Genomic DNA, 21,017 nt, shown 5'->3' on the forward strand with positions numbered 1-21,017 from the left:
GGTGTCGCCGGCCTGCCCACCGCCGGCTGAACCAGGCCGGCCCGAGGCCCCCGCACACCCTCAGCCACTCACGCCCCCGACAACGTGACAACGCCTCCCGCCGTGCGCAAGCCGTTTGCGTGCTGCGCACACGGCCTCGACCGGGTGTCACCGTCCGGCTACCGTGAGCAGGCTGATGTCCGGTGTTCCCGGAGGGGGCGGCCATGCGTGCTCAGGTACCGGACTGGAACTCTCCGCGCGCCCAGAAGTTCATTGGCGACGGCGACGTCGGGGGCCTGATCCGCTGGGCCCGCCAGCAGCAGGGCTGGCGGCAGATCGACCTCGGCAAGGCGACCGGCTACTCCGCCTCGGCCGTCAGCCGCCTAGAGACCGCCGACCGGCCTGCGACCGATTTGGACATGCTCAAGCGGTTCGCCGATGCCTTCGTCATCCCTCCGGGGGTACTTGCCACACTTCTCGGCGTAACCCCACCCCGGGCCACTACAGTTGCTAACGCTCAGCGCACGGACACTTCCGGGGAGGATCCGATGAAACGCCGGTCCCTCCTCGCCGTCGGCCTGGCCGTACCTGCGCTCGCCCTCGAGCGCTTTGACGAGGCCCTCGCACTGCTACCCGCACCCACATCGGCCCCGACCTCGAATCGCCTGATGGCCCAGTACCGCCAGGCACGTGCGCAGTTCAACCGCGGACTCCATGCCGAACTGATTGAGGCGCTCCCCGACCTCCTGGCCACCGCCGAGGCCTGCGCCGACCAAGGTGAGCCCGCCGACTACGCCCGGCTCGCTGCCTGTTACGACCTGGCCACGGAAACCCTGTCCAAGGTCGGCCGCTACGACGCCAGCAGGATCACCGCAGACCGGTCCAACACCTACGCACGTATCTCCGGCGACCCCCTGGCCGGCGCCGCGTCCGCCCGCGCTGCTCGCCCGGCCGCCGCTGCGGGACGCGCTGACCCAGCCGGTGCGGGTGCTGCTGCCGGACGGGACGACGGAGACCGTACGGTCGTACACGGCGTGGTGGCTGCGGGACCACCCCGTACTGGACGGCCGCCGCCCGGCCGGCCTGCGGGCCGCGGGCACGGACCCGCTGCTGATCGGCCTGTACGACTCCGCCGACGCGACGGGCTTCGAGGACGAGCAGGTCCTGCGGGCCCTGGGCGTACGCACGTCGGTCCCCGCCCTCCTGGACGAGCCGGGCGGCGCCGCCGAGCTGCTCGGCCGCCTGGCCGACCCCACCCGGGAGGTCTCGGGCACCCAGCTGCACGCCCTGTACACGGCCCTGGCCGACCTGGACCCGGAGCAGGTCACCCTGCCCGACGAGCTGCGCGCGGTGGTGGACGGCGCGCTGGTGGTCGTGGACGCGGCGGAGGCCCTGGTCGCCGACGCCCCGGACCTGCTGCCGCTGGCCGCCGGCCTGCTCCTGCTCCCGGTCGCCCCGTCCCGTGCGGCCGACCTGGCCGAACTGTTCCAGGTCCGGCGCCTGAGCGAGGCGGTCGACGCCGAGGTGACGACGGTCGGCGAGGAACACGAGGTCCCGCCCGCGGTCCACGCCCTGCTCGGCCCGGCGACCCCGGCGACGTACATCGAGCACGAGGAACTCCGCGCGGCCGACACCGAACCCGACTGGCGCCGAACCCCGGACGGTGTGATCCACGCCGCCACCCTGGAAGGCGTCGCCGCCGACCTGGCCTGGGCGGCCGGCCAATGGCCCCGCCGCTTCGAGGTCGCGGCCCTGCTGGAGGACCCGTCGAGGACGGCGGAGCTGGCGAGGGACAGGTGGTTCGACTGAGGCGCGCGGTCAGCACTTGGCGGCAAGGCTGACCTGTCCGCGGTCAGTACTCGGCGGCAAGGCTGACCTGTCCGCGGTCAGTACTTGGCGGCAAGGCTGACCTGCGTGTCGCCGCCGGCTCCTTCTAGCCGCCACCGCAGGCTTCGGGGATCGGAGTTGGTGGTGGTCGCCGAGAGCCAGTGGTTCGGGACGATGAGACCGCGCCAGTTCTCGACCCAGAAGCATTCGGTACCACCGATGCAGAAGGGGCCGACGCAGATGCAGTCGTACGCGTCGACCGCCAGCGTGGCGTTGCGCGTTCCCTCCGAACCGACCCACCCGATCCCGGTCCCGCTGCGGACGGCGTGCGACGTGACGACCGCCCAGTCCCACGCCTGTACGCAGGCCTGGGCGCCGTTGCAGAACGTCTCCCTGAACCAGACCTGTTCGTCCGTGGTGCGAACCGCCGCCCCGGCGTCGCCGCTGCGCTCGCCGCCCGACTGCTCCCCCGCGTCGGGCGGCTCCTGAACCCTGCCCGGACTGGAGGGACGGTGGTCGACCGCGCGCCCGCCCTCTATGACCGCCCGCATCCCGGAAGGGAACTCGAGGATCTGTATGGCGTGGTCGTCGCCGAGGTCCATCGTCGTGTGAACGCGTGGCGGGAGCCCCCGCTTGATCTTGGCCGTCGTCATCGCAGAGTTCCTCCCTGTGGATCCAGGACGCGCGATAACACGCCCTGACAAGGTGACCGTGCTGAAGGGCGATCACGGAGCCTCGGGGCGTCCCATTGGGACCTCCAGCCGAATGACTCCGCTCCTTCCGAGTCTGGCACGGGGTTCGGGGATGCGCCTGCTCTGGGGGGACTGGGGCAGGGGATGTGCCTGCTCTGGGGGATGGACTTGTTTGTAAGCACTTCTTTTGGGACCAGAGTTCGGAGTTCTTTTGGCTCCACTGAGCGGGTGCTGGGGGCGTGCGAGAAGCGGGTTCGCGCCCCTGGTACCAAGTTGTTTTGGCTCCACCACGATCGGGTGGTTCTGCTGGCCGGGGGTGGGGGCCGGAGCGGTAGCGTTGGGCCACCGGATCCGGTCACCGGCGTGCCCCCGACAGGTGCGTCGACTCTGCGGATCTCGACCCGTGTTCGATCCGGGACCGACGGATTCTCCGAGCCGCGGTGGACGACGAGAACGGGCATTGGCTCGGTCGCGCGGAGAGCGGGCGGGCTCAGCATGGCCGAGGCCGGTGCCCCCTTGGGGCGCCGGCCTCGGTGTTGGAACGGGTCAGGCCCGGCGGCGCTTCTCCTGGGTCTGGGCGAGGCGGAACGAGTCGGTGCCGGTCTCGATGATGTGCGCGTTGAAGGTCACCCGGTCCACGATCGCCGCGCAAAGCCGGGGGTCGGTGAAGGTCTGCTTCCACTCCGAGAACGGGGCGTTCGAGGCGATCGCGATCGCGCGTCGCTCCTCACGTTCAGTGAAAACCTGGAACAGCAGCTTCGCGCCGGGCTTGTCCAGGTCGAGGTAGCCGAACTCATCCAACTATGCGGATATCCGCATAGGTCGACCTATGCCGAGACCGCGACTACGCCGAGAAGGCTGTCGGCAAGCCTGATCGTGGGCTGTGCGGCGGCTGTTCTGCTCGGCATAGTCGACGGCGGGAGGATCTATCCTGCCCAGGGATTCGGGCCCTGCTTGAGGACGACCAGCCCGCATGGCTGGTCGGCGGGCCAGAGGTCGATCCGATAGAGGAAGTGATCGCCGGGGCCGCCGGTGGTGTCGACGGCCGGTGGGTCAGACGGAATGTAGGAGACCCGGGCTCGCAACAGCCCAGCGGGAACGGTCATGCTCGGCCCGTCCTCCGGGTGGACTCCCGGGCTGGACACGGCGAGTTGGCCAGTCGGGGCAGCCAGGTCCACCTCCACGATGTGCTCAGCCGCCGACTCGATCATTGGTGCGGACGTGCGGACGGTGATCAGCGATTCGACCATGTCATCCCGTGCGGTGCCGACGGAGATCGAGTGCGGTTCCACCCCGATGCGGTGAACGTGTACCGCTTCGTCGGTCCAGCCAGCCGGCGGTAGGTCCGGGTCCGTCGCATGCTCGGCCATCCACGCGTCATAAGGCTCAAGGTCTTGGACATAGAACTGCCCGTGATCGGCATCGATCAGGAACTTCAACGAATCATCAGCCACCGCCGCAGGCTATCGAAGCGCACTGTCACCCCCGGCTCCGCTCACGACTCACAGGCGGTCGAGGAACGCGAGGACCTTGTCGGTGGGCTTGTAGCGGCCGGGGCGGGCGGTGACCGGTGCAGTCAGAGAGAGCGCCTTCTCCTTGATGGTCATGTCGGCGTGGACGTAGGCGTCGGTGGAGCGGACGCCGGCGTGGCCAAGCCAGAGTGCGATCACTGTGGTGTCGACACCTGCCTGAAGTAGGGACATCGCGCAACTGCGGCTTGTGTCCGCAGAGCCCGTGTGCGGATGAACCGTGTGGTCATTGAACAGGTCGGCTTCCGACGCCGTGTTCGTGACGTCGAGATCTGCATGTGTTGCATTCCGACGGATCTGGCGTGACGCAGCTCACTCCCTAGCGGGTCAGCCGGCAGGCGTGAATCCATCGGATTGGTCGAGTTGGAAGAGCGGACCGGGCGTCTCCGGTGTCCATCCCCCGGCTTGGGCCGTGCGGATCGCGGTAGCCACCTCCGCTGGCAGGACGGCGCGGGCAGGGATGCCGAGCCAGTTGCTTGGGTGGGGCCGGTTCGTGGTGACCAGCAGCGTGGCGCCTGGCGTCTCCCCCTGTTCGACCGCGTAGGCCAGTGGCCGCCAGGCCAGGCCGCGCGCGTAGGTCGCCCGCCTGCGGACCGTCCATCGGTAGGTGACGCCGTCGACGCTGATGCGCCGCGAGCCCTTCCTGACGAGTGCCATGACCTCCTCCTTCTCCTGGTGGGACAGTATCCGAGGCGGCCCAGAACGGTGTCGCATGAATTCTCGCCGCCGATGGGCTTCAACTGCAGGTCCCGATGACCGTGGTCCGCGGTGCGGGGAGGCGGGCGATCCGGGTGTCCGCGGCGGAGGCCTCCCGCAGCCGGACGATCTCCTCGTGCTGGGCGGCGAGCCGGGCCAGGGCCTGCTCGCGGAACTCGACCAGGTCGGCGTTGCCCTGTTCCGCCTCCGCGAGTCGCTCTTTGAGCTTCGCGTTCTCGGCCTTGAGGCGGGCGATTTGGGCCTCGCGCGGGTCGGGTGTCTCGCCGGCCTGCTGGAGTGCCTGCAAGCGGCGTTCGAACTCGGCGCGGAGGTGAGCGTAGGGGCGGGTGCCGTAGAACGCGGTGCGGTCGACACCGGCCTCTTGGGCGAGGGTCTTGACGTCGCACTTCCCGCCGGGCGGGATCTCGCCGCGCAGGAGCCGGTCCATCGCGGCCCTGATGCGGTTCTCGTTCTTGGCCCTCTGGGCTGCCGAGATCCTCATGCCGACTCCTTCTCGTTGCTTGCGGCGGCCGCGTCGATCTCGGCGACCACGCGGGCGGCCCTGTCGTAGTCGGTTTGGAGTCGGGCGCGTTCGGTCCTGCGGGTGGTGCCGAGCTGGCCGAGGAAGGTCTCGGTGCGTTCGGCGTGCTCGGCCCAGACGGGCCGGTGACAGGGGTGGTGGGTGGCCTGCGTGCGATCTCTCGGTTTCATGCCAGTGCGCCACCTGCACGAATACCGCCCCGTGACAGACGCTCCTATAGCTGTCAACTGGCTGTGCTGGGTGTCTGTGGAGCGGGTCGGAGCAGGTGGTAGACCTCGCGGATGACGTAGCGCTTGAGGCAGCGGATGATCTCGCGTTTGGTCTTGCCCTCGGTGGTGCGGCGGGCAACGTAGGCGATCGTGGGCTGGTGGTATTGCATCCGCACGATGACGGTTCGGTAGATCGCTGCGTTCAGCTGCCGGTGGCCGCCGTGGTTGATGCGGTGCCTGCCGCTGGTCATGCCGGAGCCGGTGGGCACGGGCGCGATCCCCGCGAGCTTGGCGAGTGCGGCCTCGGACTTGATCCGCTCGGGATTGTCGCCGGCGACGACGAGGATCTCCGCGGCGGTGTCCACCCCGATACCGAACGGCTCGAGCAGTTGTGGGGCGGCTCGCTGGACCAGGTCGCCGATCATCTTCGTAAGCTCTTTGGCCTCTGCGTCCAGGTACTGCCATCGCTTCGCGAGGGTCCGCAGCGTGTGCCGTAGTGCGTCCTCGGGCCCTTCGAGGCGGCGAGGACGCAGGGCTGCCAGCTGCCGCGCCAGGGTGATCTGTGTCTTCCCCGCCGTCTCCTTGCGCAGGGTGTCGGGGGCGTGGACGAGCATCGCCTTCATCGTGACCATGGCCGCGGCGCGCTGTTCGACAGCCTGGTCGTGCGCGACCTTGAGTCTGCGGATCATCTCCGCCTCGCCGTCGGCGGTCTTCGGTGTGGCGGTCGCGAACCCGGCGAGCACGGCGCGGGCGGCGTTCTCGGCGTCCAAGGTGTCGGACTTGCCGTTCATGCGCCGCAGCCGCCGGTCCGGGCGGCCGGCTTCGACGACCTTGTGGCCGTTCCTGCGGAGAAACGATGTCAGGGTGGCTCCGTAGGAGCCGGTGCCCTCGACACCGAAGGCCAGCACTCTGCCGAACGAGGCCGCCCAGTCCTGCAGTTGCTGGAAACCGCCGGTGTCGGTGGGAATGGTCAAGGTGGCCAGGATCCCGCCGATCGTGTCCATCACCGCTGCGACGTGAACGTGCTTGTGTGTGTCGACGCCGATCACGACATGCCCGGACCTGGGCTGCTCGAGGCTCTCCATGATGTTCCTTCCGGCCGGTAGCGTGGGAGGTCACGCTGTCGCCGGTCGGGCGGACAGGACTGTCACGGGGACGCCTTGTCGAGTCGGCTCCAGGCTCTTATCAGGTCACGTCCGTCCGGCGGCAGCGCTTGCTGCGTGCCCGGCCGGGCGGTCGACAGATCAACGCCAGGACACCCGCAGGGTCAGTCGTAAGCATGAGTCAGACCGCCTCGGCCGGGACTACCCGATCCTTGCGGGATCCGGTACGAAGAGACTGACAGTCGTAGTTGACGAAGCGCGCGCGGTCCGCGGCCGCCCCGGACACGAGGACGGCCGCCGAACCGCCCGCCTGACCGTCAGGGGATCAGCAGCAGGGGCAGGGGCAGGCGCGACCGGCGCGACCGGCGGGGCATCGGCCGCGGCGCCCGGGCGGCGCGCGGACCCCCCGTCCCGGAGACGGCGACGGCTGCGGTCGCGGTGACGGCCGCGGTGACGCCCACGGCGAGGGTGGTGATGAGGGCGACTGCCGCCCAGTCGACGGCAGTTCCGGCAGCTCCGGCCGCCGGCGGTACGGGGAGCAGGGTCACGAACCTGGGTGCAGACATGCCCGCATCGTTCCGGCAGGGACCGCAGGAGGCGGCCGCGGACGCGCGCGAAGGGGTCGAGTCATCCGTCCGGGGCAAGGACCGCGGCCCCGGTTCGGCCGGGTGGCGCAATGTTCGCCCGCCGGGATTTCCCTCCGGGGGTGCCCGGCACCCAGGGTGGTCGCCGTGCCCTCCTCCGCCCCCGCGTGCTCGTACTCCACCGCCGTGCACCCCCCTTCGCCCGCCGTGCACCCCGCGCCCCCGCCCCCGTACCCCTCGCCCGTCGGCCGGCTCTTCTCCGCGCTCCACGGCCGCAACCTGGTCTACAACGCCTGCTGGGAGGACCCGGGGCTCGACCGCGCCGCCCTCGGCCTCGGGTCCGACGACCACGTCCTCGTCATCACCAGCGGCGGCTGCAACGCCCTCGACTACCTGCTCGCCGGAGCCGGCCGGGTCACCGCCGTGGACGTCAACCCCCGCCAGGGTGCGCTGCTGGAGCTCAAGCGGGCCGGCGTCCGCCGCCTCTCGCACGGCGAGTTCTTCGAGCTGTTCGGGCAGGGCCGCTCGGCCCGGGCCCGCGAGATGTACGGGGACGCCCTGCGCGCGGAGCTGACCGCGCCCGCCCGCCGCTACTGGGACAGCCACATCGGCATGTTCGCGGGCAGCAGCGCCTCCCGCGCCGACACCTTCTACTACCACGGCACTTCGGGGCTGCTCGCGCGGGCGCTGATGCTCGTCCTGCGGCGCGTACAGGGCCTCGGCCCGGCCTTCGAGGAGTTGTTCGCGGCGCCGACCCCCGAGCGGCAGAGGGAGGTGTACGAGTCCCGGCTGCGCGCCCCCCTGTGGACGGTGGCCCGGCTGGCCGCCCGCCCGACGGCGCTCTGCCTGGCCGGCGTACCGCCCCAGCAGCGGCGGGAGATCAGTGAGGAGTACCCGGGCGGGCCGGCGCGGCTCGTGCACGACGGGTTCGACGCCGTGTTCGGGCGGCTGCCGCTGGCCGACAACTACTTCTGGCGCGCGTACGTCATGGGCTCGTACACGCCGGACTGCTGCCCCGAGTACCTCAAGGCGGAGAACTTCGCGCGGCTGCGGGAGGCCCTGCCCCGGCTGGAGGTGCGGACGGGAACCGTGACCGCCTACCTGCACGGGGAGGGCCGCGCCCGCAGGGGCGGGGCGCGGGCGACCGGCCCAGCGGGCGGTTCGGCAGCGGGCGGCGTGACCGGCCTATCAAAGTTTGTACTGCTCGACCACATGGACTGGATGGGGTGGGCCGACCAGCCCGCCCTGGCCCGCGAGTGGCAGGCGATCCTCGGCGCCGCCCGCCCCGGGGCCCGGGTGATCTACCGCAGCGCCGGACTCCGCACCCGCTACCTGGACCCCGTGCGCGTGGTCCACGAGGGCCGTACGCGGCGCCTGGTCGAGCTGCTGCACCGGCACCCCGATCAGGCCCGCGAGCTGCACCAGCGCGACCGGGTCCACACCTACGGCAGCTTCCACATCGCGGACCTGCCGTGATGGCCCGGACCGCCCAGCCCGCCAGGAGTACGGCCGGCGGCCTCCGCGGGGAGCTGCGCACGGTCCGCCACATGCTGTTCCCCCGGACCCGCGGCACCACCGCCGCCGAGCGCATGGAGTCGTACTACGGGCCCACCGCGCACGTCTACGACGCCTTCCGCGCCGACGACCGGCTGCTGCACGGCCGCCGCGCGCTGATGCGGATGCTGCCGCTCTCCCCCGGCGACCGGCTGATCGACCTGGGCGGCGGGACCGGCGCCAACATCGAGCACCTGGAGGGAAGTGCGCGCTCCGCGTGCAGCCGCATCACGGTCGTGGACGTGTCCCCCTCGATGCTGCGGGTGGCGCGCGGGCGCATCGAACGGCACGGGTGGCGGAACGTCGAGGCGGTGGCGGGGGACGCGACCTGCTACCGCCCTCCGGACGGGACGGAGCCCGCCGACGTGGTCGTCTTCTCGTACGTGCTGACGATGGTGCCGGACTGGTTCGCCGCCGTGGAGCGCGCGGACGCGCTGCTGCGGCCCGGCGGTACCCTCGCCGTCTGCGACTTCCACGTCGCGCGCAGGCGCCCGGCGCCGGGGATGGCCCGGCACGCGCTGTGGCGGCGGCACCTGTGGCCGCTGTGGTTCGCGCACAACGACGTGTACCTGTCCCCCGACCACCTGCCGTTCCTCCGGGCCCGGTTCGAGACCGTCCACCTCTCGGAGCGGCTGGCGCGGGTCGCGTACCTGCCCGCGCGCGTACCGCACTACCTCTTCCTCGGCCGCAAGCCGACCGCCGTACCGACACCGGCGCCGAGCCCGTCTCCGTAGCCGTACCAGTCCCGCAACTGCAGACCTGCCCCCGACCCCGGAGGACCGCCGCCGTGCGCCTGCTCCTGATCCGCCACGGCGAGACCGCCGCCAACCGCGACCACCTCCTCGACACCGCCGCCCCCGGCTCCGCGCTCACCCCCGGGGGCCTGCGGCAGGCGGCCGCGCTCCCCGCCCTGCTGGCGGCGGCCGGGGAGGACGTACGCGCCCTGTACGCCTCCCCGCTGCCGCGGGCCCGCGGGACCGCGGCCCCGCTCGCGGCGGCCCTCGGCCTGGAGGTCCGGCTGCGGGAGGGCCTGCGCGAGCTGGCGGCGGGCGCGTACGAGGGCCGCGGCGACGACGACGCCGTCGGCGCGTACCTGCGCACGGCCGTCGCCTGGGCCTCGGGCCGTACGGGGCTGCGGATGCCGGGCGGGGAGGACGGGGCGGAGTTCCTGGCCCGGTACGACGCCGTGGTGGCGGAGGCGGCGGGCTGCGGGTCGGACACGGTGGCGGTGGTGGCGCACGGGACGGCGTTCCGGGTGTGGACAGCCGCGCGGGTCGCGAACGTGTCGGTGGAGTTCGCCACGGCTCACGAGGTGCCGAACGGGGGCGTGGTGGTGCTGGAGGGGGATCCGGGCAGCGGGTGGCGGGCGCTGTCGTGGAGCGGGGCTGCGGTCCCGGCGGGGGGAGCGGAGGCACGGGCGGGCGCCGGGGTCAGCGGGCGGGGGTGACCTCCGGGCGGGGCTCCGCCCCGGGGGCTCGCCTCGCGGCTCCCCTCCGGCGGAGTCCCGCCGGCAGCGTCGGCAGCCACCAGTTCGCCCGCCCCATCAGGGCGATCAGGGCCGGTGCGAGCACCAGCCGGATCAGGGTCGCGTCCACGGCCACGGCGACGGCCAGGGTCACCCCGACCACCTTGAGCAGCAGCAGGTCGGAGGCGGCCAGCGCCGCCATCACCACGGTCAGGACCAGCGCGGAGGCCGTGAACAGCCCGGCCGTCCGCTGCACCGCCCGCGCCACCGCCTCCCGGGTCGTCGCACCCGCCGCGTGCTCCTCGGCGGTGCGCGAGAGCAGCAGCACCTCGTAGTCCATCGACACCCCGAAGGCCACGCACAGCACGAGGACGGGTACCAGGGTGTCGGTGACCCCGGTGACGGCGAACTCCCCGAGGAGCCGGCGCCCGTACCCCTGCTGGAAGACCAGGACCAGCACCCCGAAGGCCGCGGTCAGGCTCAGCAGGTTGAGCGCCAGGGCCTTCAGCGGGAGCAGCAGGCTGCGCGTGCACCAGGCGAGTACGGGCAGGGTGGCCGCGGCGAGGAAGGCCAGGGCGGCGGGCAGCCGGCCGCCGATGCCGTCCTGGAGTTCGGCGAGCCAGGCCTGCGTACCGCCGACCAGGACCGGGACGGGGGCCGGGACCGCCCGTACCGCGCGGGCGGTGTCCGCGCCCTCCGGGGTCTCGGGGCCGACGTCGGTGACCACGGCGGCCCAGGTCCCGGCGGCGGAGGCGTACGGGCGGTGCTGCGGGCCCGGTGCCTGGCGCAGGCGGCCGGGGGCGTAGCTGCCGGTGGCGGTGTGGACGGCGGTGACGTGGGGGGTGGTGGAGAGGCGGCGGGCGTAGCCGTCGAGGGCGCGGGCGTCCGCGCGTTCGCCGGTGGGTCCGGTGGGGCCGGTGGGGCCGGGCAGGGCGGTGAGGCCGGGGAGGACGACTTGGAGCGGGTGGAAGGCGAGGTAGTCGAAATCGGTGCGGAGGGTGTCGGTGGCCCGGCGCTCGGGGGTGGCGGCGGGCAGGGCGCGGTCGTCGAAGGTGCCGAAGCGGACTCCCGCGAAGGGCAGGACCAGGGCGCCGAGCAGGGCCGCCGAGGCTAGGGCGGCGGCGAGGGGGCGGCGCATGACCGCCTGCCCGGCGCGGTACCAGCGGCCCTCCTGCACCGGGTCCGGTCCTCGGGCGGGCCGCCTCCCGCGGGTCCGGCGCGGGCGCCGGTCGATGCGCGGGCCGACCAGCAGCAGGGCGGCGGGCAGTGCGGTCAGGGCCAGGAGGGCCCCGGCGCAGACCACGGCGATACCGCCGTACGCGACCGAACGCAGCATCGCCTGCGGGAAGAAGAACAGCGCGGACAGCCCGGCGACCACGGTGAGGGCCGAGCAGACCACGGCCCGGCCGGTGGTGCGCACCGCGGTGGCGAGGGCGGCGGCGAGCGCGGCGCGGTCGGACCGGCCGCCGCATCCGGTGCGCCGCCGCTCCTCGCGGTAGCGGGACAGCAGGAACAGGCTGAAGTCGATGGTGAGGGCGAAGCCTAGGGCGGTGGTGAGGTTCAGCGCGATGACGGACACCTCGGTGTACCGGGCGAGTTGGCCGAGCAGCGCGGTGGCGGCTGCGACCGCCGTCAGCCCCAGGAGCAGGGCGAGCAGCGCCGCGGTGGCGCTGCCGAAGACGGCCACGAGCACGGCGGCCGCGAGCGGGGCGGCGAGGATTTCGGTGCGCAGGAGGTCGGTGCGGCTCTGCCGTTCGATGGCGAGGCCGACGGGGGTCGGCCCGGTCGCGGCGAGGGTCAGCGGCCCGTGCCGGCCGGTGAGGGCCCGTACCACCGGCTCCACGTCGCGCAGCGCCGTCGCCTCGGAGGTGGCCACCCGCAGCAGGACCAGTGCCGAACTCCCGCTGCGCCCGCGGAGGTTCGGGTCGCGCTCCGTCCAGTAGGAGCGGACGGAGACCACCCGGGGCAGGCCGCGGGCGCGCGCGGTGAGCGCGGTACCGGCCCGTACGGCGGCGGGATCGTCGACGCGGGGGGCCGTGGCCACGAGGGTGACGGTCGGGTTCCCGGCGCGGAACTGCGAGGTCAGGAGTTCTTCCGCGCGGGCGGAGGCGGCGCCGGGGGCCGTGGTCCCGCCGTGGTGCAGGCGCTCGGCGGAGCCGAGGGCGAGGACGGCGGACAGGAACAGCAGGAGGGCGGCGGCGGCGAGGGTGCGTACGGGGTGGCGCAGGGGCAGCGGTGGGGACTGGGCTGGGGCTTCGGGGCGGGCGGGGCCGCCCTTCACCGGGCCGCACCTCGTCCGTGAGCGGATGCGGATGCGGATACGGACTCCACGGCCCCGCCGTCCCGGGTGGGCGTGGGTGTGGGTGCGGGTCGTTGGGCGGCGGGGCGGGGCGCGAAGGAGTCGACGTACCGCTGGCCGGAGAGTTCCGCGATCCTCTGCATCAGCAGCAGCGTCAGTTCGCGGAGCGCAGCAGCGCTGGGGAGGCCGTCGGGCCGGGCCGGGCGCCGCCGGAACTCCTCGCAGGGCAGCGGCGCCCCGAACCGTACGGTGACCGGGTGCGGCCGGAGCCCGGAGCGGCCCACGGGCTGTACGCGGTCGGTGCCGGTGATCCCGAGCGGCACCAGCGGCGCCCCAGACAGCAGGGCGAGCCCGGCCGCTCCTGGCCGCCCGCGGTGGAGCAGCCCGTCCGGCGAACGCGTCCCCTCCGGGTAGAGCGCGAGCGCCGCGCCGCGGGCCAGGGCGGCCGTACCGGTGGCGAGCAGTTCGCGGGCGGCCGCGGGGCCGCCCTGCCGGTCCACGGGCAGCAGGCCGAGGCCGGTGCACAGGGCGCGGGTGAGGCGGCCGGTGGGGCCGGGCATGTGGAAGTACTCCTGTTTGCCGAGGAAGACCAGGCGGCGCCGGGGCAGGGCGGCCATGAGGAAGAAGGTGTCGCAGGCGGAGAGGTGGTTGCCGGCCAGGATCACCGGCTGCCGCTGCCCGTCCCGTACGTTCTCGTCCGGGACGTGGTGGGCACCCTCGACGGTGGTCGGGCAGAGGGTGGCGGAGGCGAGGCGCATGAGGGCGCGGGCGGTCCGGTACGTGGCCGCAGTGCCCGTACCGGAACCCGCAGCCCGCCTCCCGGTGACCGCTCCCGCCGTACTGGCCGTACTCGCTGTCCTGGTGGTCACGGGCCCGGCCTCAGCGGGCGGAACCGGAGCGGCCACCGGGACGACGGCCGGAACCGCTGTCCAACCGGGCCGCGGAGACCACCCCCAGCCCCGCCGCCGCAGCCAGTACGTCGAGCCCCGCGCGCCAGTGCCGGGCCACCGACCGGGCGCCCGGGACGGCCGCGTCCGCCGTGAAGGCGCAGACGGCGAGTTCGCGCCCCAGCGTCAGGGCGGACTGGTACGGGAAGTGGGCGGGGAGGCAGTTCAGCCCGGTGACCTGGAGGGCGGTACGGCCCCCGAAGCCGAGGTCGGCGACCGAGGACAGGACGGTGGTCTGCATTCCGCAGCGGGCGAAGATGCGTTCCGACAGGGCCCTCGTACCGGCTGGGCCGAACCGGTCCAGGGAGGCGGCGAGCGCCCAGCGCACGGCCGGGTCGCGGTAGCGGGCGGTCTGCCGGGAGATCCGGCGGGCCCGGCGCACCAGGTCGTCCTCCCGCCAGGGGACCTTCAGCAGGGCCACGGAGAAGCGGTTCCCGGCGTACGGGCCGGGCTCGGTCGGTCCGAGCGCGATCGGCAGCCCGATGCCGCGGGCCGAGCGCCGCCGCTCCTCCGTCCAGCCGGTGGTGTCGAGCTCCTGCGCGGCGTGCGAGAGGGCGGCGAGGTGCAGGTCGAGCACGGAGCACTCCAGCAGCCGGGACGTGGCCCGCAGCCGGTCCAGCGGTACGGCCGCCCGGGACAGCAGCAGCCGCCCGGCCCGCTCCCCGTCGAGCAGCGGGCGCCGGGGCGCGGGCAGCAGCAGCGGTACGGACGCGGCGGCCGAACGGACCTGCCCGGCGAGCCGTGCCGCCGCCCGCGGCCGGACCCCGCCGGCGCCCGGTCCCGTACCCGTACCCGTACCCCGCCCCGTAGCAGCCACTGTGCGCGCGGGGACCCCCGCTGCCCTGCCGCCGCCCGCTCCGAAGAGCAGGCGCATGAGCCGCACGACCCCGTTGCCGTCGTGGAGGGCGTGGTGCCCGCGGTAGCAGAGCAGGTAGCGGCCGGGGGCGTGGCCGTGGACCAGCCAGACCCCCCAGGAGCGCCCGGGCTCCCCGGGCACGCGCGCGTTGAGCAGCGCGTCGTACGCCCCCTCGGCCTCGGCCCCGACCCCGTCCGGCCCCGCAGTCCCGCTGGCCGCCTTCCCGCCCCTCGCCCCGCCGGGCCTCGCGGCCCCGCCCTCCCGGGGCACCACCAGCTCGAACACCCGCGAGGACAGGTCCGCCGCAGCCCCCGCGAAGGGACCGGCAACCTCCCCGTCGGCGGTCCCGGCCACCGGCCACAGGGTCCCGAGCCGCTCCCGGACGTGCGCCCGTACCTCGTCGAGGGACGGGCGGGGGCCGTCCATCTCCAGGACGGCGCCGATGTGCAGCTGGTGCCCGGCCCCCGCCCGCTCCATCTCCTCGATGACCCGGTCCACCGCGGGGAACACCCCGGGCCCCGGACGCGCACGCACGCTCGTATCCGTCAACTGTCCCCCTCTCAACCGCGGTGCAGCCGGGGCCAGACCAGGCTGGTGGCCCCCCAGGTCAACCCGGCGCCGAAGGCCGCGACCACGACCCGGTGTCCGGGGCGCAGCCCGCCCTCCGTGTGGGCATGGTCGAGGAGCAGGGGGACGGATGCGCTGGTGGTGTTGCCGACGCGCTCGATGTTGGAGACCCAGCGGTCCTCGGGGACGCCGAGGCGGGTGGCGAGGGCGCGCGAGATGCGGGCGTTGGCCTGGTGGATGGCGAAGCGGTCGACCCCGGCCAGGTCCCAGCCGGTACGGGCCGCGGCTGCGGTGACGGCGGCGCCCATGTGCTCCATGGCCCGTTTGAAGACCTCGCGGCCGTCCATGCGGAGGTGGGCGCTCGGGTGGGCCCCGCTGTACCCGTAGCGGGTGAGCGAGCCGCCCGCCGGGATGTGGATCAGGTCGGCGAGGGGCCCGGCGCCGTCGCTGCCGAGTACGAACGGGCCCAGGGCGCCCGGCTCTTCGGGGTCGCCGGCGCGCAGTACGGCGGCTCCGGCCCCGTCTCCGAAGATGGGCGCCGTTCCTCGGTCGTCGGGGTCGAGTACGGCGGACATGGTGTCCGAGCCGATGACGAGGATGCGGGCGCAGGTGCGGGCCGCGATCAGGCCGGCGGCCACGGAGAGGGCGTACACGAATCCCGAGCAGGCCGCAGACAGGTCCAGTGCGGCCGCGCCCCGCAGGCCCAGGCGGGCCGCGACCGCGGGGGCGGTGGAGGGGCAGAGCCGGTCGGGGGTGGCGGTGGCGAGCAGTACGGCGTCCACCGGCGGGGTTTCGCCCTCCGCCGCCTGGGACTTGAGGGCGCGGGCGCCGGCCTCGACGGCCATGTCGGCGGTCGCGGACCCGGGTGCGGCGCGGTGCCGGCTGCGTACGCCGGTCCGCTGGTGGATCCAGTCGTCGGTGACCCCGAGGCGCCCGGCGATCTCGTCGTTCGCGACCTCGGTGGGGGGCAGCCAGGAGCCGAGCCCGCACAGGACGGCGGCGGGTGCCGGTCCGGGGCGCGCGGGGGTCCGCCGTGCGGCCGGGCCGGTGCCGGTGGGGGCGGTCACCGGCCGGCCGCGGGGGCGAGCCGGGCGTCCGCCGAGGCGGATCGGGCGTCCGCGCCGACCCGCTCGGCCACGTAGGCGGCGATCTCGCCGACCGTGCCGAGCGCGTACAACTCGTCCTCGTCGAGGGCGATGCCCCACCGCTCGTGGACGATGAGCACGAGCTCGGTCACCGCGAGCGAGTCCAGCCCGGCCTCGTCGCCGGTGGCACCGGGGTGGATGTCCTCGGCGGGCAGCCGCAGGGTCTCGATCATGGTCTCGCGCAGCCAGGCGTACGTGGCGGCCGCGGACGCCGGATCCGCGGTACGGGCGGCGGCGGGCGTGGGAATGGGCGTGGGCGTGGGCGTGGGTGTCATGGGTCCTCCTCGTGGACGCGTCCCGGCCGAACCGGGTGCCGGGCGCTGCCGGGCGCTGGGGGCACGTACGGGCCTCTGTACGAGCCGCTGTTCCGAGGGGAGTTCCTCCGCTCCCGCCGGCCCCGCTAGCGGAACCCAACCTTCCATACCCGACCCGTCCCACCGCCCCCACGATCACTCCACTGCACCCACGCCCGACCCCCAGGCGCCGCCCACAGCACCCGAACGGCGGCACCGGAGACCCGGCCCGGGCACCGCACTTGACCTCAACCTTGCTTGAGGTACGAGAGTCGTGCCATCGAACGACGAGACGACACACGGAGGTTCCGATGACGAAGGTGCTGACGGCCACGGCGACGGAAGCCGCAGCGACGACGAGGCCCAGGATCCTGGTGACCGGCGCGACCGGGAGGGTCGGCGGTGCGGTGGTGGCCCGGCTGCGGGCGGCGGGCGTCCCCGTACGAGCCCTCGTACGGGACGGGGCGGACCGGCTCCCGGCGGACGTGGAGGCGGTACGCGGCGATCTCGGCGACCCGGCCTCGCTGGACGCGGCCCTGGACGGCGTCGACGCGGTCTTCCTGGTGTGGCCGTTCCTGAGCGCCGAGGGCGCGGCGGACGTGGTCGACACGATCGGGAAGCACGCGCGGCGGGTGGTGTACCTGTCCTCCGCCGGGGTCGGGGCGGGCGACGGCGACGGCCGCGACGGGGCGGGCGGGGCGATCACCATGTTCCACGCGGAGCTGGAGCGGCTGGTCGAGGCCTCGGGTCTGGAGTGGACCGCCCTGCGGCCGACCGGCTTCGCGAGCAACACCCTCGGCTGGGTGGAGCAGGTCCGCGCCACCGGTACCGTCCGCGCACCGCTGGCGTCGCTCGCCCGTCCGCTGATCCACGAGGCGGACATCGCCGCGGTGGCCGTACACGCCCTGACGACCGGGGAGCTGGTCGGCGCCCGCCCCGTGATCACCGGGCCCGAACGGGTCACCCAGGAACGGCAGGCGGCCCTCATCGGCGAGGCGCTCGGGCGGCCGGTGCGCTTCGAGGAGGTGCCGTTGGAGGAGGCTGCCGCGGAGATGAGGGCCGCGGGCTACCCGGCCGAGCTGGTGGACGCCGTACTGCCGGCCCAGGCGAGGATGCTCGACGCACCGGAGCCGGTGAACGACGAGGTGGAGCGTATCACGGGCACCCCGGCCCGGCCCTTCCGGCAGTGGGCGGCGGACCACGCGGCGGACTTCAGCTGACGGCTCCGGAGGCTCCCGCCCCGGCCGGCGCCGATTCCGCCGCCCCCGCGCCACCCGTGTCGGCGTCGGCGTCGGCTTCGCCGACGGGGCCGGATTCCCAGCGCAGCAGCTCGCCCGGCTACGCCATGGACTACGACGTCTGGACCTACCCCGTCTACCGCAAGGCCAGGCAGGGCAAGCCGGACGGTTCGATGGCGGCCGTCTTCCCGACCACGCCAAGCCCCGTACAGACCATCACCCCGGCGAGCACCGAGGACATGGGCTACCGGCCGGGCTCACAGAGTGGCGTCCTGCTCAGTTACGTGGGTCTTCAAAGTTGAGCGGTGCGGAGGTGTCCGCGGGCTCGGCGGGTGGTGACGCAGCGTGTGCGCAGGCGTTGGCTGTCGGCGTTGCGGAACCCGAAGGCGGCGCGGGCGACGAGCTTGATCACGCGGTTGATCCCTTCGCTCTTGGCGTTGGTGTGGCCGGTGTCGATGAACGCGGAGATCTCGGTCCACCAGCGGTCGACGGTGGTCGCGAGCTGGCGGACTTCGGGGATGTCGGCGTCCGCGCACCAGGTCAGGAACTTCCACCGTGCGTGACCGATGCGGTGGCGGTCGGCGCCGGTGCGGGCCAGTGCGAGGAGGTTGCGCAGGGACTCCTTGGCGATCCACGCGGTCAGCAGGGTGCGGCCGATCTTCCCTTCGGCCAGCAGCGGGTTCCACATTGTGGCGAACTGCTCGTCGGTGAGGTCCTCGCGGTTGCGCAGCAAGCGCCGCCTCGCCTTCCACTCCGGGTCGCTGGCGCGTCCGCGCCGTCCGCGCGTCTCGGCGGTGGTGCGGCGGCGGACCATGGAGAGCATCTTGTTGGCGAGTTGGACGACGTGGAAGTGGTCGACCACGACGGTGGCGTCGGGCAGGCCGGTGCGGATCGCGGCGCGGTAGGCGGCCGACATGTCGATGGCGACGTGGCGGATGCTCTTGCGCCAGGTCAGCGGTGTGGTGGACAGCCAGGCCAGGACGTCGGCGACGGTGCGGCCCTCGACCTGGCCGAGCAGCCCGCCGTGGCCGGCCGCGTCGACGAACCCGGTGTGCCACCGATCCCGGGTCAGACGCCACTTGCCGGACTCGGGGTCCTGCTCCCACTTCGTCTTGCCCCGGCGGGTCTCGTCGATGCCCAGCACCGTCACCTCAGGCAGCGGGGCGTCGACCACCTCGCGCGCCGTTGCACGGAAGGCGCCCATCACCGTCGGCCAGGACAGATGCAGGTCACGGGCGGCCTGGATGACCGTGGAGCCGGCATCACGCACCCGGCGCCTGGCCGCCTGACGCAGCCGGGCGGTGATCCGCGCCCCGGCCGGTATCTGGGCGATGCTCTCGGTGAACGACTTCCTCGGGCACGTCGGCTCGCGGCACCACCAGCGGCGCTTGTGCCAGAAGAACTCCAACCCCGGTTCGCCGTAGGGCAGATCACGCGGCCGGGTCACCGTCGGCCCCTTCACCCGGGAGGCGAAGGCCCCGCAGGACGGGCAGGCCCGCGCCGCCTCGTCCGCCGTGATCAGGTGCACCCGACGCGTCCCATCGGCCAGTGACTCGACCCGCACGACGGACACCCCGTCGAGGCCGAGCAGCAACGTCGTATCGTTGACCAAGCCCGTGGCTCCCCAATCATGCAGCCACTGCGTGTACTTGCTTCCCACCTGGCACTACTTCCTCCGGAACCTCAGAACCCAGTCTCCAGGTGTCCACGGCCAAGGGGAATTTTCACAAGCGCGGCCACGGCCGCCGCCCTCGTCATCTGGCTCCGCACATGATCGGCCGGACGCTATTCACCCGCGGTCCGGCCTCTCCACCACCGGGCCGCATCACGATCCGGTGGCCGTCCCCGTCCGGCGTTCCTACGATGGGAAGGTCCGCTCGGGGACCAGGACCGCTCGGGGACGCTCCCAGGGGTGATGCGTCATGACCCGCTACCGGATGGCGCCCCTCCTGGCCGCCGCCTCGCTGCTGCTGGGCCTGCTGAGCGCCGGCCCAGCCCCCGCGGCAGCCGCCCCGCACCGGGTCGACATCGACCCAGCGGTCGCCGAGAAACTCGACGACGCAATCACCGCCGCCATGCGCGAGGCGAGCATCCCCGGCGTGGGCATCGGGCTGTGGATCGACGGCGACGACTCCTACGTCCGCGCCTTCGGCACCGCCGACAAGGCCACCGGCATCCCCATCAAGACCGACATGTACACCCGCATCGGCAGCGTCACCAAGACCTTCGCCGTCACCGGCGTCCTCCAACTCGTCGACGACGGGAAGGTACGACTCGACGCGCCGGTCTCAACGTACCTCGACGGAGTGCCCGGCGGCGCCCACATCACCGTCCGGCAGCTCGCCGAGATGCGCAGCGGTCTGTACAATTACACCGAGGACCCGCGCTGGATGGCCGCCCTCAAGGCCGACCCGTACCACGCCTGGACCCCGCGGGAGCTCCTGGACATCGCCTTCCGCCACCCCGCCGACTTCCCACCGGGCACGCGCTGGGAGTACTCCAACACCAACACCGTGCTACTCGGCCTGCTCGTCGAGAAGATCAGCGGGCAGCCCCTGCACACCTACCTGGAACAGCACGTCTTCGAACCGGCCGGCCTCGACGCGACCTCCCTGCCGACCGGCGCCGCCATCCCTTCCCCTTACATCCACGGGTACACGAACCTCACCCCGGACGGCGCAGCCGTCGACGCCTCCAGCTTCAATCCTTCCTGGGGCTGGGCGGCGGGCGCGGTAATCTCCACAATGGACGACCTGCACGCCTGGGTTCCGATCCTGGTCAGCGGGAAGCTGCCCGACGGCGACCGCCTGCTGGAGCCGGGCACCCAGGCCGAGCGGCTCCGCATGCTGCCCACCGGGCAGCATGAAGTGGGCTACGGACTCGGCATCTCCGAGATCGACGGCTGGATCGGCCACACCGGGGAGCTGCCCGGCTACGAGACCGTCGCTTTCCGGCTCCCGCAGGCCCGCGCGACACTGGTCATCGTGGTGAACACCGACACCGATGGGAAGTTCGGCAACCTTTCCTCCCTCATCGCCAGCACGGTCACCAAGATCGCGACCCCCGACAACGCGTGGTCGCCGCCGCAGGAGGCCCATCCCGAGGTGGTCCCGGAGCCGTCCGCTCCATCGGCCCCGACCCCGGCCCCGAAGACCACTCCCAGCGGCTGACCATGCCGAAAACCACCACGACACCCTCGGGCTGCAACCCACGAGCTCCGCAGCCAAGGGCCACCGTCCACCGCACGCCCTGCCACCTACCGGGCCGGCGCGGACCGACTCCTGAAGTTCTGCGGCTACCGACCGGCTGCCGAAGTAACCTGCCCTGTCCACTGCTCCACACGCTCGCCGCCGCCGGCGAACTCCAACGCGACCTCCAGCGCGAGCTCACCTATGACGGGCACTGTCACGTTGTCGGGCGGTCTGGGATGATCTTCGGGTTGGGGGTGTCGGAGGGGATCGTTCGTGTCGTCGTGTGTGGTGCCGTCATACCG

The 21,017-nt window shown here is 73.2% G+C and carries 21 protein-coding genes and 3 pseudogenes; 8 read left to right on the top strand and 16 right to left on the bottom strand.

From position 1 onward, the window contains the following. Nucleotides 1-203: 203 nt before the first annotated feature. Together ACGFYU_RS37070 and ACGFYU_RS37075 are read left to right on the top strand one after the other, a co-directional pair. A pseudogene (locus ACGFYU_RS37070) lies at nucleotides 204-428 on the top strand (helix-turn-helix domain-containing protein); the annotation flags it as partial. A 475-nt stretch (nucleotides 429-903) separates the two neighbouring features. After that, nucleotides 904-1,788, top strand: a pseudogene (locus tag ACGFYU_RS37075) (molecular chaperone Hsp90); the annotation flags it as partial. A 77-nt stretch (nucleotides 1,789-1,865) separates the two neighbouring features. Here ACGFYU_RS37075 and ACGFYU_RS37080 read toward each other — a convergent pair. The 9 genes and pseudogenes from ACGFYU_RS37080 to ACGFYU_RS37120 form a co-directional block, all read right to left on the bottom strand. Continuing rightward, nucleotides 1,866-2,459, bottom strand: coding sequence for a hypothetical protein (locus ACGFYU_RS37080; protein WP_365928631.1), 594 nt, complete (start codon nucleotides 2,457-2,459; stop codon nucleotides 1,866-1,868). Nucleotides 2,460-3,044: 585 nt separating this feature from the next. Beyond that, nucleotides 3,045-3,299, bottom strand: a pseudogene (locus tag ACGFYU_RS37085) (ATP-binding protein); the annotation flags it as partial. Nucleotides 3,300-3,424: 125 nt separating this feature from the next. After that, nucleotides 3,425-3,952: a hypothetical protein gene (locus tag ACGFYU_RS37090; RefSeq protein WP_365928591.1), complete on the bottom strand. Its 528-nt coding sequence runs from the start codon at nucleotides 3,950-3,952 to the stop codon at nucleotides 3,425-3,427. Nucleotides 3,953-4,000: 48 nt separating this feature from the next. Then, nucleotides 4,001-4,168, bottom strand: a complete 168-nt coding sequence (locus tag ACGFYU_RS37095; protein WP_393831713.1) for a hypothetical protein — start codon at nucleotides 4,166-4,168, stop codon at nucleotides 4,001-4,003. Between the two features lie 186 nt (nucleotides 4,169-4,354). Then, nucleotides 4,355-4,684, bottom strand: a complete 330-nt coding sequence (locus ACGFYU_RS37100) for a hypothetical protein (RefSeq protein WP_393831714.1) — start codon at nucleotides 4,682-4,684, stop codon at nucleotides 4,355-4,357. A gap of 79 nt (nucleotides 4,685-4,763) precedes the next feature. Next, a complete protein-coding gene (locus ACGFYU_RS37105; protein WP_365928587.1) occupies nucleotides 4,764-5,225 on the bottom strand; it encodes a hypothetical protein in 462 nt (153 codons plus the stop codon). Further along, nucleotides 5,222-5,434, bottom strand: a complete 213-nt coding sequence (locus tag ACGFYU_RS37110; protein WP_365928585.1) for a hypothetical protein — start codon at nucleotides 5,432-5,434, stop codon at nucleotides 5,222-5,224. The genes ACGFYU_RS37105 and ACGFYU_RS37110 overlap by 4 nt, the downstream gene beginning before the upstream one ends. A gap of 53 nt (nucleotides 5,435-5,487) precedes the next feature. Continuing rightward, on the bottom strand, nucleotides 5,488-6,558 hold the full coding sequence (locus tag ACGFYU_RS37115; protein WP_393831715.1) for an IS110 family transposase: 1,071 nt from the start codon (nucleotides 6,556-6,558) through the stop codon (nucleotides 5,488-5,490). Nucleotides 6,559-6,893: 335 nt separating this feature from the next. Further along, nucleotides 6,894-7,142: a hypothetical protein gene (locus ACGFYU_RS37120; protein WP_393831716.1), complete on the bottom strand. Its 249-nt coding sequence runs from the start codon at nucleotides 7,140-7,142 to the stop codon at nucleotides 6,894-6,896. A 165-nt stretch (nucleotides 7,143-7,307) separates the two neighbouring features. On the opposite strand from ACGFYU_RS37120, the gene ACGFYU_RS37125 reads away from it, so the two are divergent. The 3 genes from ACGFYU_RS37125 to ACGFYU_RS37135 are packed head-to-tail and all read left to right on the top strand — an operon-like array spanning nucleotide 7,308 to nucleotide 10,161. Further along, a complete protein-coding gene (locus ACGFYU_RS37125) occupies nucleotides 7,308-8,636 on the top strand; it encodes a DUF3419 family protein (RefSeq protein ID WP_393831717.1) in 1,329 nt (442 codons plus the stop codon). Continuing rightward, nucleotides 8,636-9,448: a class I SAM-dependent methyltransferase gene (locus tag ACGFYU_RS37130; protein ID WP_393831718.1), complete on the top strand. Its 813-nt coding sequence runs from the start codon at nucleotides 8,636-8,638 to the stop codon at nucleotides 9,446-9,448. The genes ACGFYU_RS37125 and ACGFYU_RS37130 overlap by 1 nt, the downstream gene beginning before the upstream one ends. Before the next feature lie 53 nt (nucleotides 9,449-9,501). Beyond that, nucleotides 9,502-10,161 (top strand): histidine phosphatase family protein, encoded by a 660-nt coding sequence (locus ACGFYU_RS37135; protein WP_393831719.1) that lies wholly within the window; start codon nucleotides 9,502-9,504, stop codon nucleotides 10,159-10,161. Here the strand turns inward: ACGFYU_RS37135 and ACGFYU_RS37140 are convergent. The 5 genes from ACGFYU_RS37140 to ACGFYU_RS37160 are packed head-to-tail and all read right to left on the bottom strand — an operon-like array spanning nucleotide 10,145 to nucleotide 16,268. Then, the gene (locus ACGFYU_RS37140) at nucleotides 10,145-12,460 is read right to left on the bottom strand and encodes an MMPL family transporter (protein WP_393831720.1); all 2,316 of its coding nucleotides are present in this window, start codon (nucleotides 12,458-12,460) and stop codon (nucleotides 10,145-10,147) included. The genes ACGFYU_RS37135 and ACGFYU_RS37140 overlap by 17 nt on opposite strands. Then, complete coding sequence (locus tag ACGFYU_RS37145) at nucleotides 12,457-13,347, bottom strand: lysophospholipid acyltransferase family protein (RefSeq protein WP_393831721.1); 891 nt, start codon at nucleotides 13,345-13,347, stop codon at nucleotides 12,457-12,459. Before ACGFYU_RS37145 ends, ACGFYU_RS37140 begins: the two co-directional genes overlap by 4 nt. Nucleotides 13,348-13,357: 10 nt before the next feature. Next, nucleotides 13,358-14,815, bottom strand: a complete 1,458-nt coding sequence (locus ACGFYU_RS37150; RefSeq protein ID WP_393831722.1) for a wax ester/triacylglycerol synthase domain-containing protein — start codon at nucleotides 14,813-14,815, stop codon at nucleotides 13,358-13,360. A gap of 26 nt (nucleotides 14,816-14,841) precedes the next feature. Further along, nucleotides 14,842-15,915, bottom strand: a complete 1,074-nt coding sequence (locus tag ACGFYU_RS37155; protein WP_393831723.1) for a beta-ketoacyl-ACP synthase III — start codon at nucleotides 15,913-15,915, stop codon at nucleotides 14,842-14,844. Continuing rightward, a complete protein-coding gene (locus ACGFYU_RS37160) occupies nucleotides 15,912-16,268 on the bottom strand; it encodes an acyl carrier protein (protein ID WP_393831724.1) in 357 nt (118 codons plus the stop codon). The genes ACGFYU_RS37155 and ACGFYU_RS37160 overlap by 4 nt, the downstream gene beginning before the upstream one ends. A gap of 329 nt (nucleotides 16,269-16,597) precedes the next feature. On the opposite strand from ACGFYU_RS37160, the gene ACGFYU_RS37165 reads away from it, so the two are divergent. After that, complete coding sequence (locus tag ACGFYU_RS37165; RefSeq protein ID WP_393831725.1) at nucleotides 16,598-17,506, top strand: SDR family oxidoreductase; 909 nt, start codon at nucleotides 16,598-16,600, stop codon at nucleotides 17,504-17,506. A gap of 125 nt (nucleotides 17,507-17,631) precedes the next feature. Next, nucleotides 17,632-17,826: a hypothetical protein gene (locus ACGFYU_RS37170; protein WP_393831726.1), complete on the top strand. Its 195-nt coding sequence runs from the start codon at nucleotides 17,632-17,634 to the stop codon at nucleotides 17,824-17,826. Here ACGFYU_RS37170 and ACGFYU_RS37175 read toward each other — a convergent pair. Then, a complete protein-coding gene (locus ACGFYU_RS37175) occupies nucleotides 17,817-19,136 on the bottom strand; it encodes an ISL3 family transposase (protein ID WP_393831727.1) in 1,320 nt (439 codons plus the stop codon). The genes ACGFYU_RS37170 and ACGFYU_RS37175 overlap by 10 nt on opposite strands. 310 nt (nucleotides 19,137-19,446) lie before the next feature. Here ACGFYU_RS37175 and ACGFYU_RS37180 point away from each other — a divergent pair, with 310 nt between their 5' ends. Further along, nucleotides 19,447-20,694: a serine hydrolase domain-containing protein gene (locus ACGFYU_RS37180; RefSeq protein WP_393831728.1), complete on the top strand. Its 1,248-nt coding sequence runs from the start codon at nucleotides 19,447-19,449 to the stop codon at nucleotides 20,692-20,694. A gap of 125 nt (nucleotides 20,695-20,819) precedes the next feature. On the opposite strand, the gene ACGFYU_RS37185 is transcribed toward ACGFYU_RS37180, so the two are convergent. Further along, nucleotides 20,820-21,017, bottom strand: a 198-nt coding sequence (locus ACGFYU_RS37185; protein WP_393831729.1) for a hypothetical protein, incomplete at its 5' end; no start/stop codon positions are given.

It is taken from the genome of Streptomyces sp. NPDC048337 (assembly GCF_043201175.1).
GTDB lineage: Bacteria > Actinomycetota > Actinomycetes > Streptomycetales > Streptomycetaceae > Streptomyces.

What these genes read in the sequence shown, in the direction of transcription:
- ACGFYU_RS37080 (WP_365928631.1), bottom strand. Translation starts at nt 2,459, where the DNA reads ATGACGACGGCCAAGATCAAGCGGGGGCTCCCGCCACGCGTTCACACG.
- ACGFYU_RS37100 (WP_393831714.1), bottom strand. Translation starts at nt 4,684, where the DNA reads ATGGCACTCGTCAGGAAGGGCTCGCGGCGCATCAGCGTCGACGGCGTC.
- ACGFYU_RS37105 (WP_365928587.1), bottom strand. Translation starts at nt 5,225, where the DNA reads ATGAGGATCTCGGCAGCCCAGAGGGCCAAGAACGAGAACCGCATCAGG.
- ACGFYU_RS37110 (WP_365928585.1), bottom strand. Translation starts at nt 5,434, where the DNA reads ATGAAACCGAGAGATCGCACGCAGGCCACCCACCACCCCTGTCACCGG.
- ACGFYU_RS37115 (WP_393831715.1), bottom strand. Translation starts at nt 6,558, where the DNA reads ATGGAGAGCCTCGAGCAGCCCAGGTCCGGGCATGTCGTGATCGGCGTC.
- ACGFYU_RS37120 (WP_393831716.1), bottom strand. Translation starts at nt 7,142, where the DNA reads ATGTCTGCACCCAGGTTCGTGACCCTGCTCCCCGTACCGCCGGCGGCC.
- ACGFYU_RS37130 (WP_393831718.1), top strand. Translation starts at nt 8,636, where the DNA reads ATGGCCCGGACCGCCCAGCCCGCCAGGAGTACGGCCGGCGGCCTCCGC.
- ACGFYU_RS37160 (WP_393831724.1), bottom strand. Translation starts at nt 16,268, where the DNA reads ATGACACCCACGCCCACGCCCACGCCCATTCCCACGCCCGCCGCCGCC.
- ACGFYU_RS37165 (WP_393831725.1), top strand. Translation starts at nt 16,598, where the DNA reads ATGACGAAGGTGCTGACGGCCACGGCGACGGAAGCCGCAGCGACGACG.
- ACGFYU_RS37170 (WP_393831726.1), top strand. Translation starts at nt 17,632, where the DNA reads ATGGACTACGACGTCTGGACCTACCCCGTCTACCGCAAGGCCAGGCAG.
- ACGFYU_RS37180 (WP_393831728.1), top strand. Translation starts at nt 19,447, where the DNA reads ATGACCCGCTACCGGATGGCGCCCCTCCTGGCCGCCGCCTCGCTGCTG.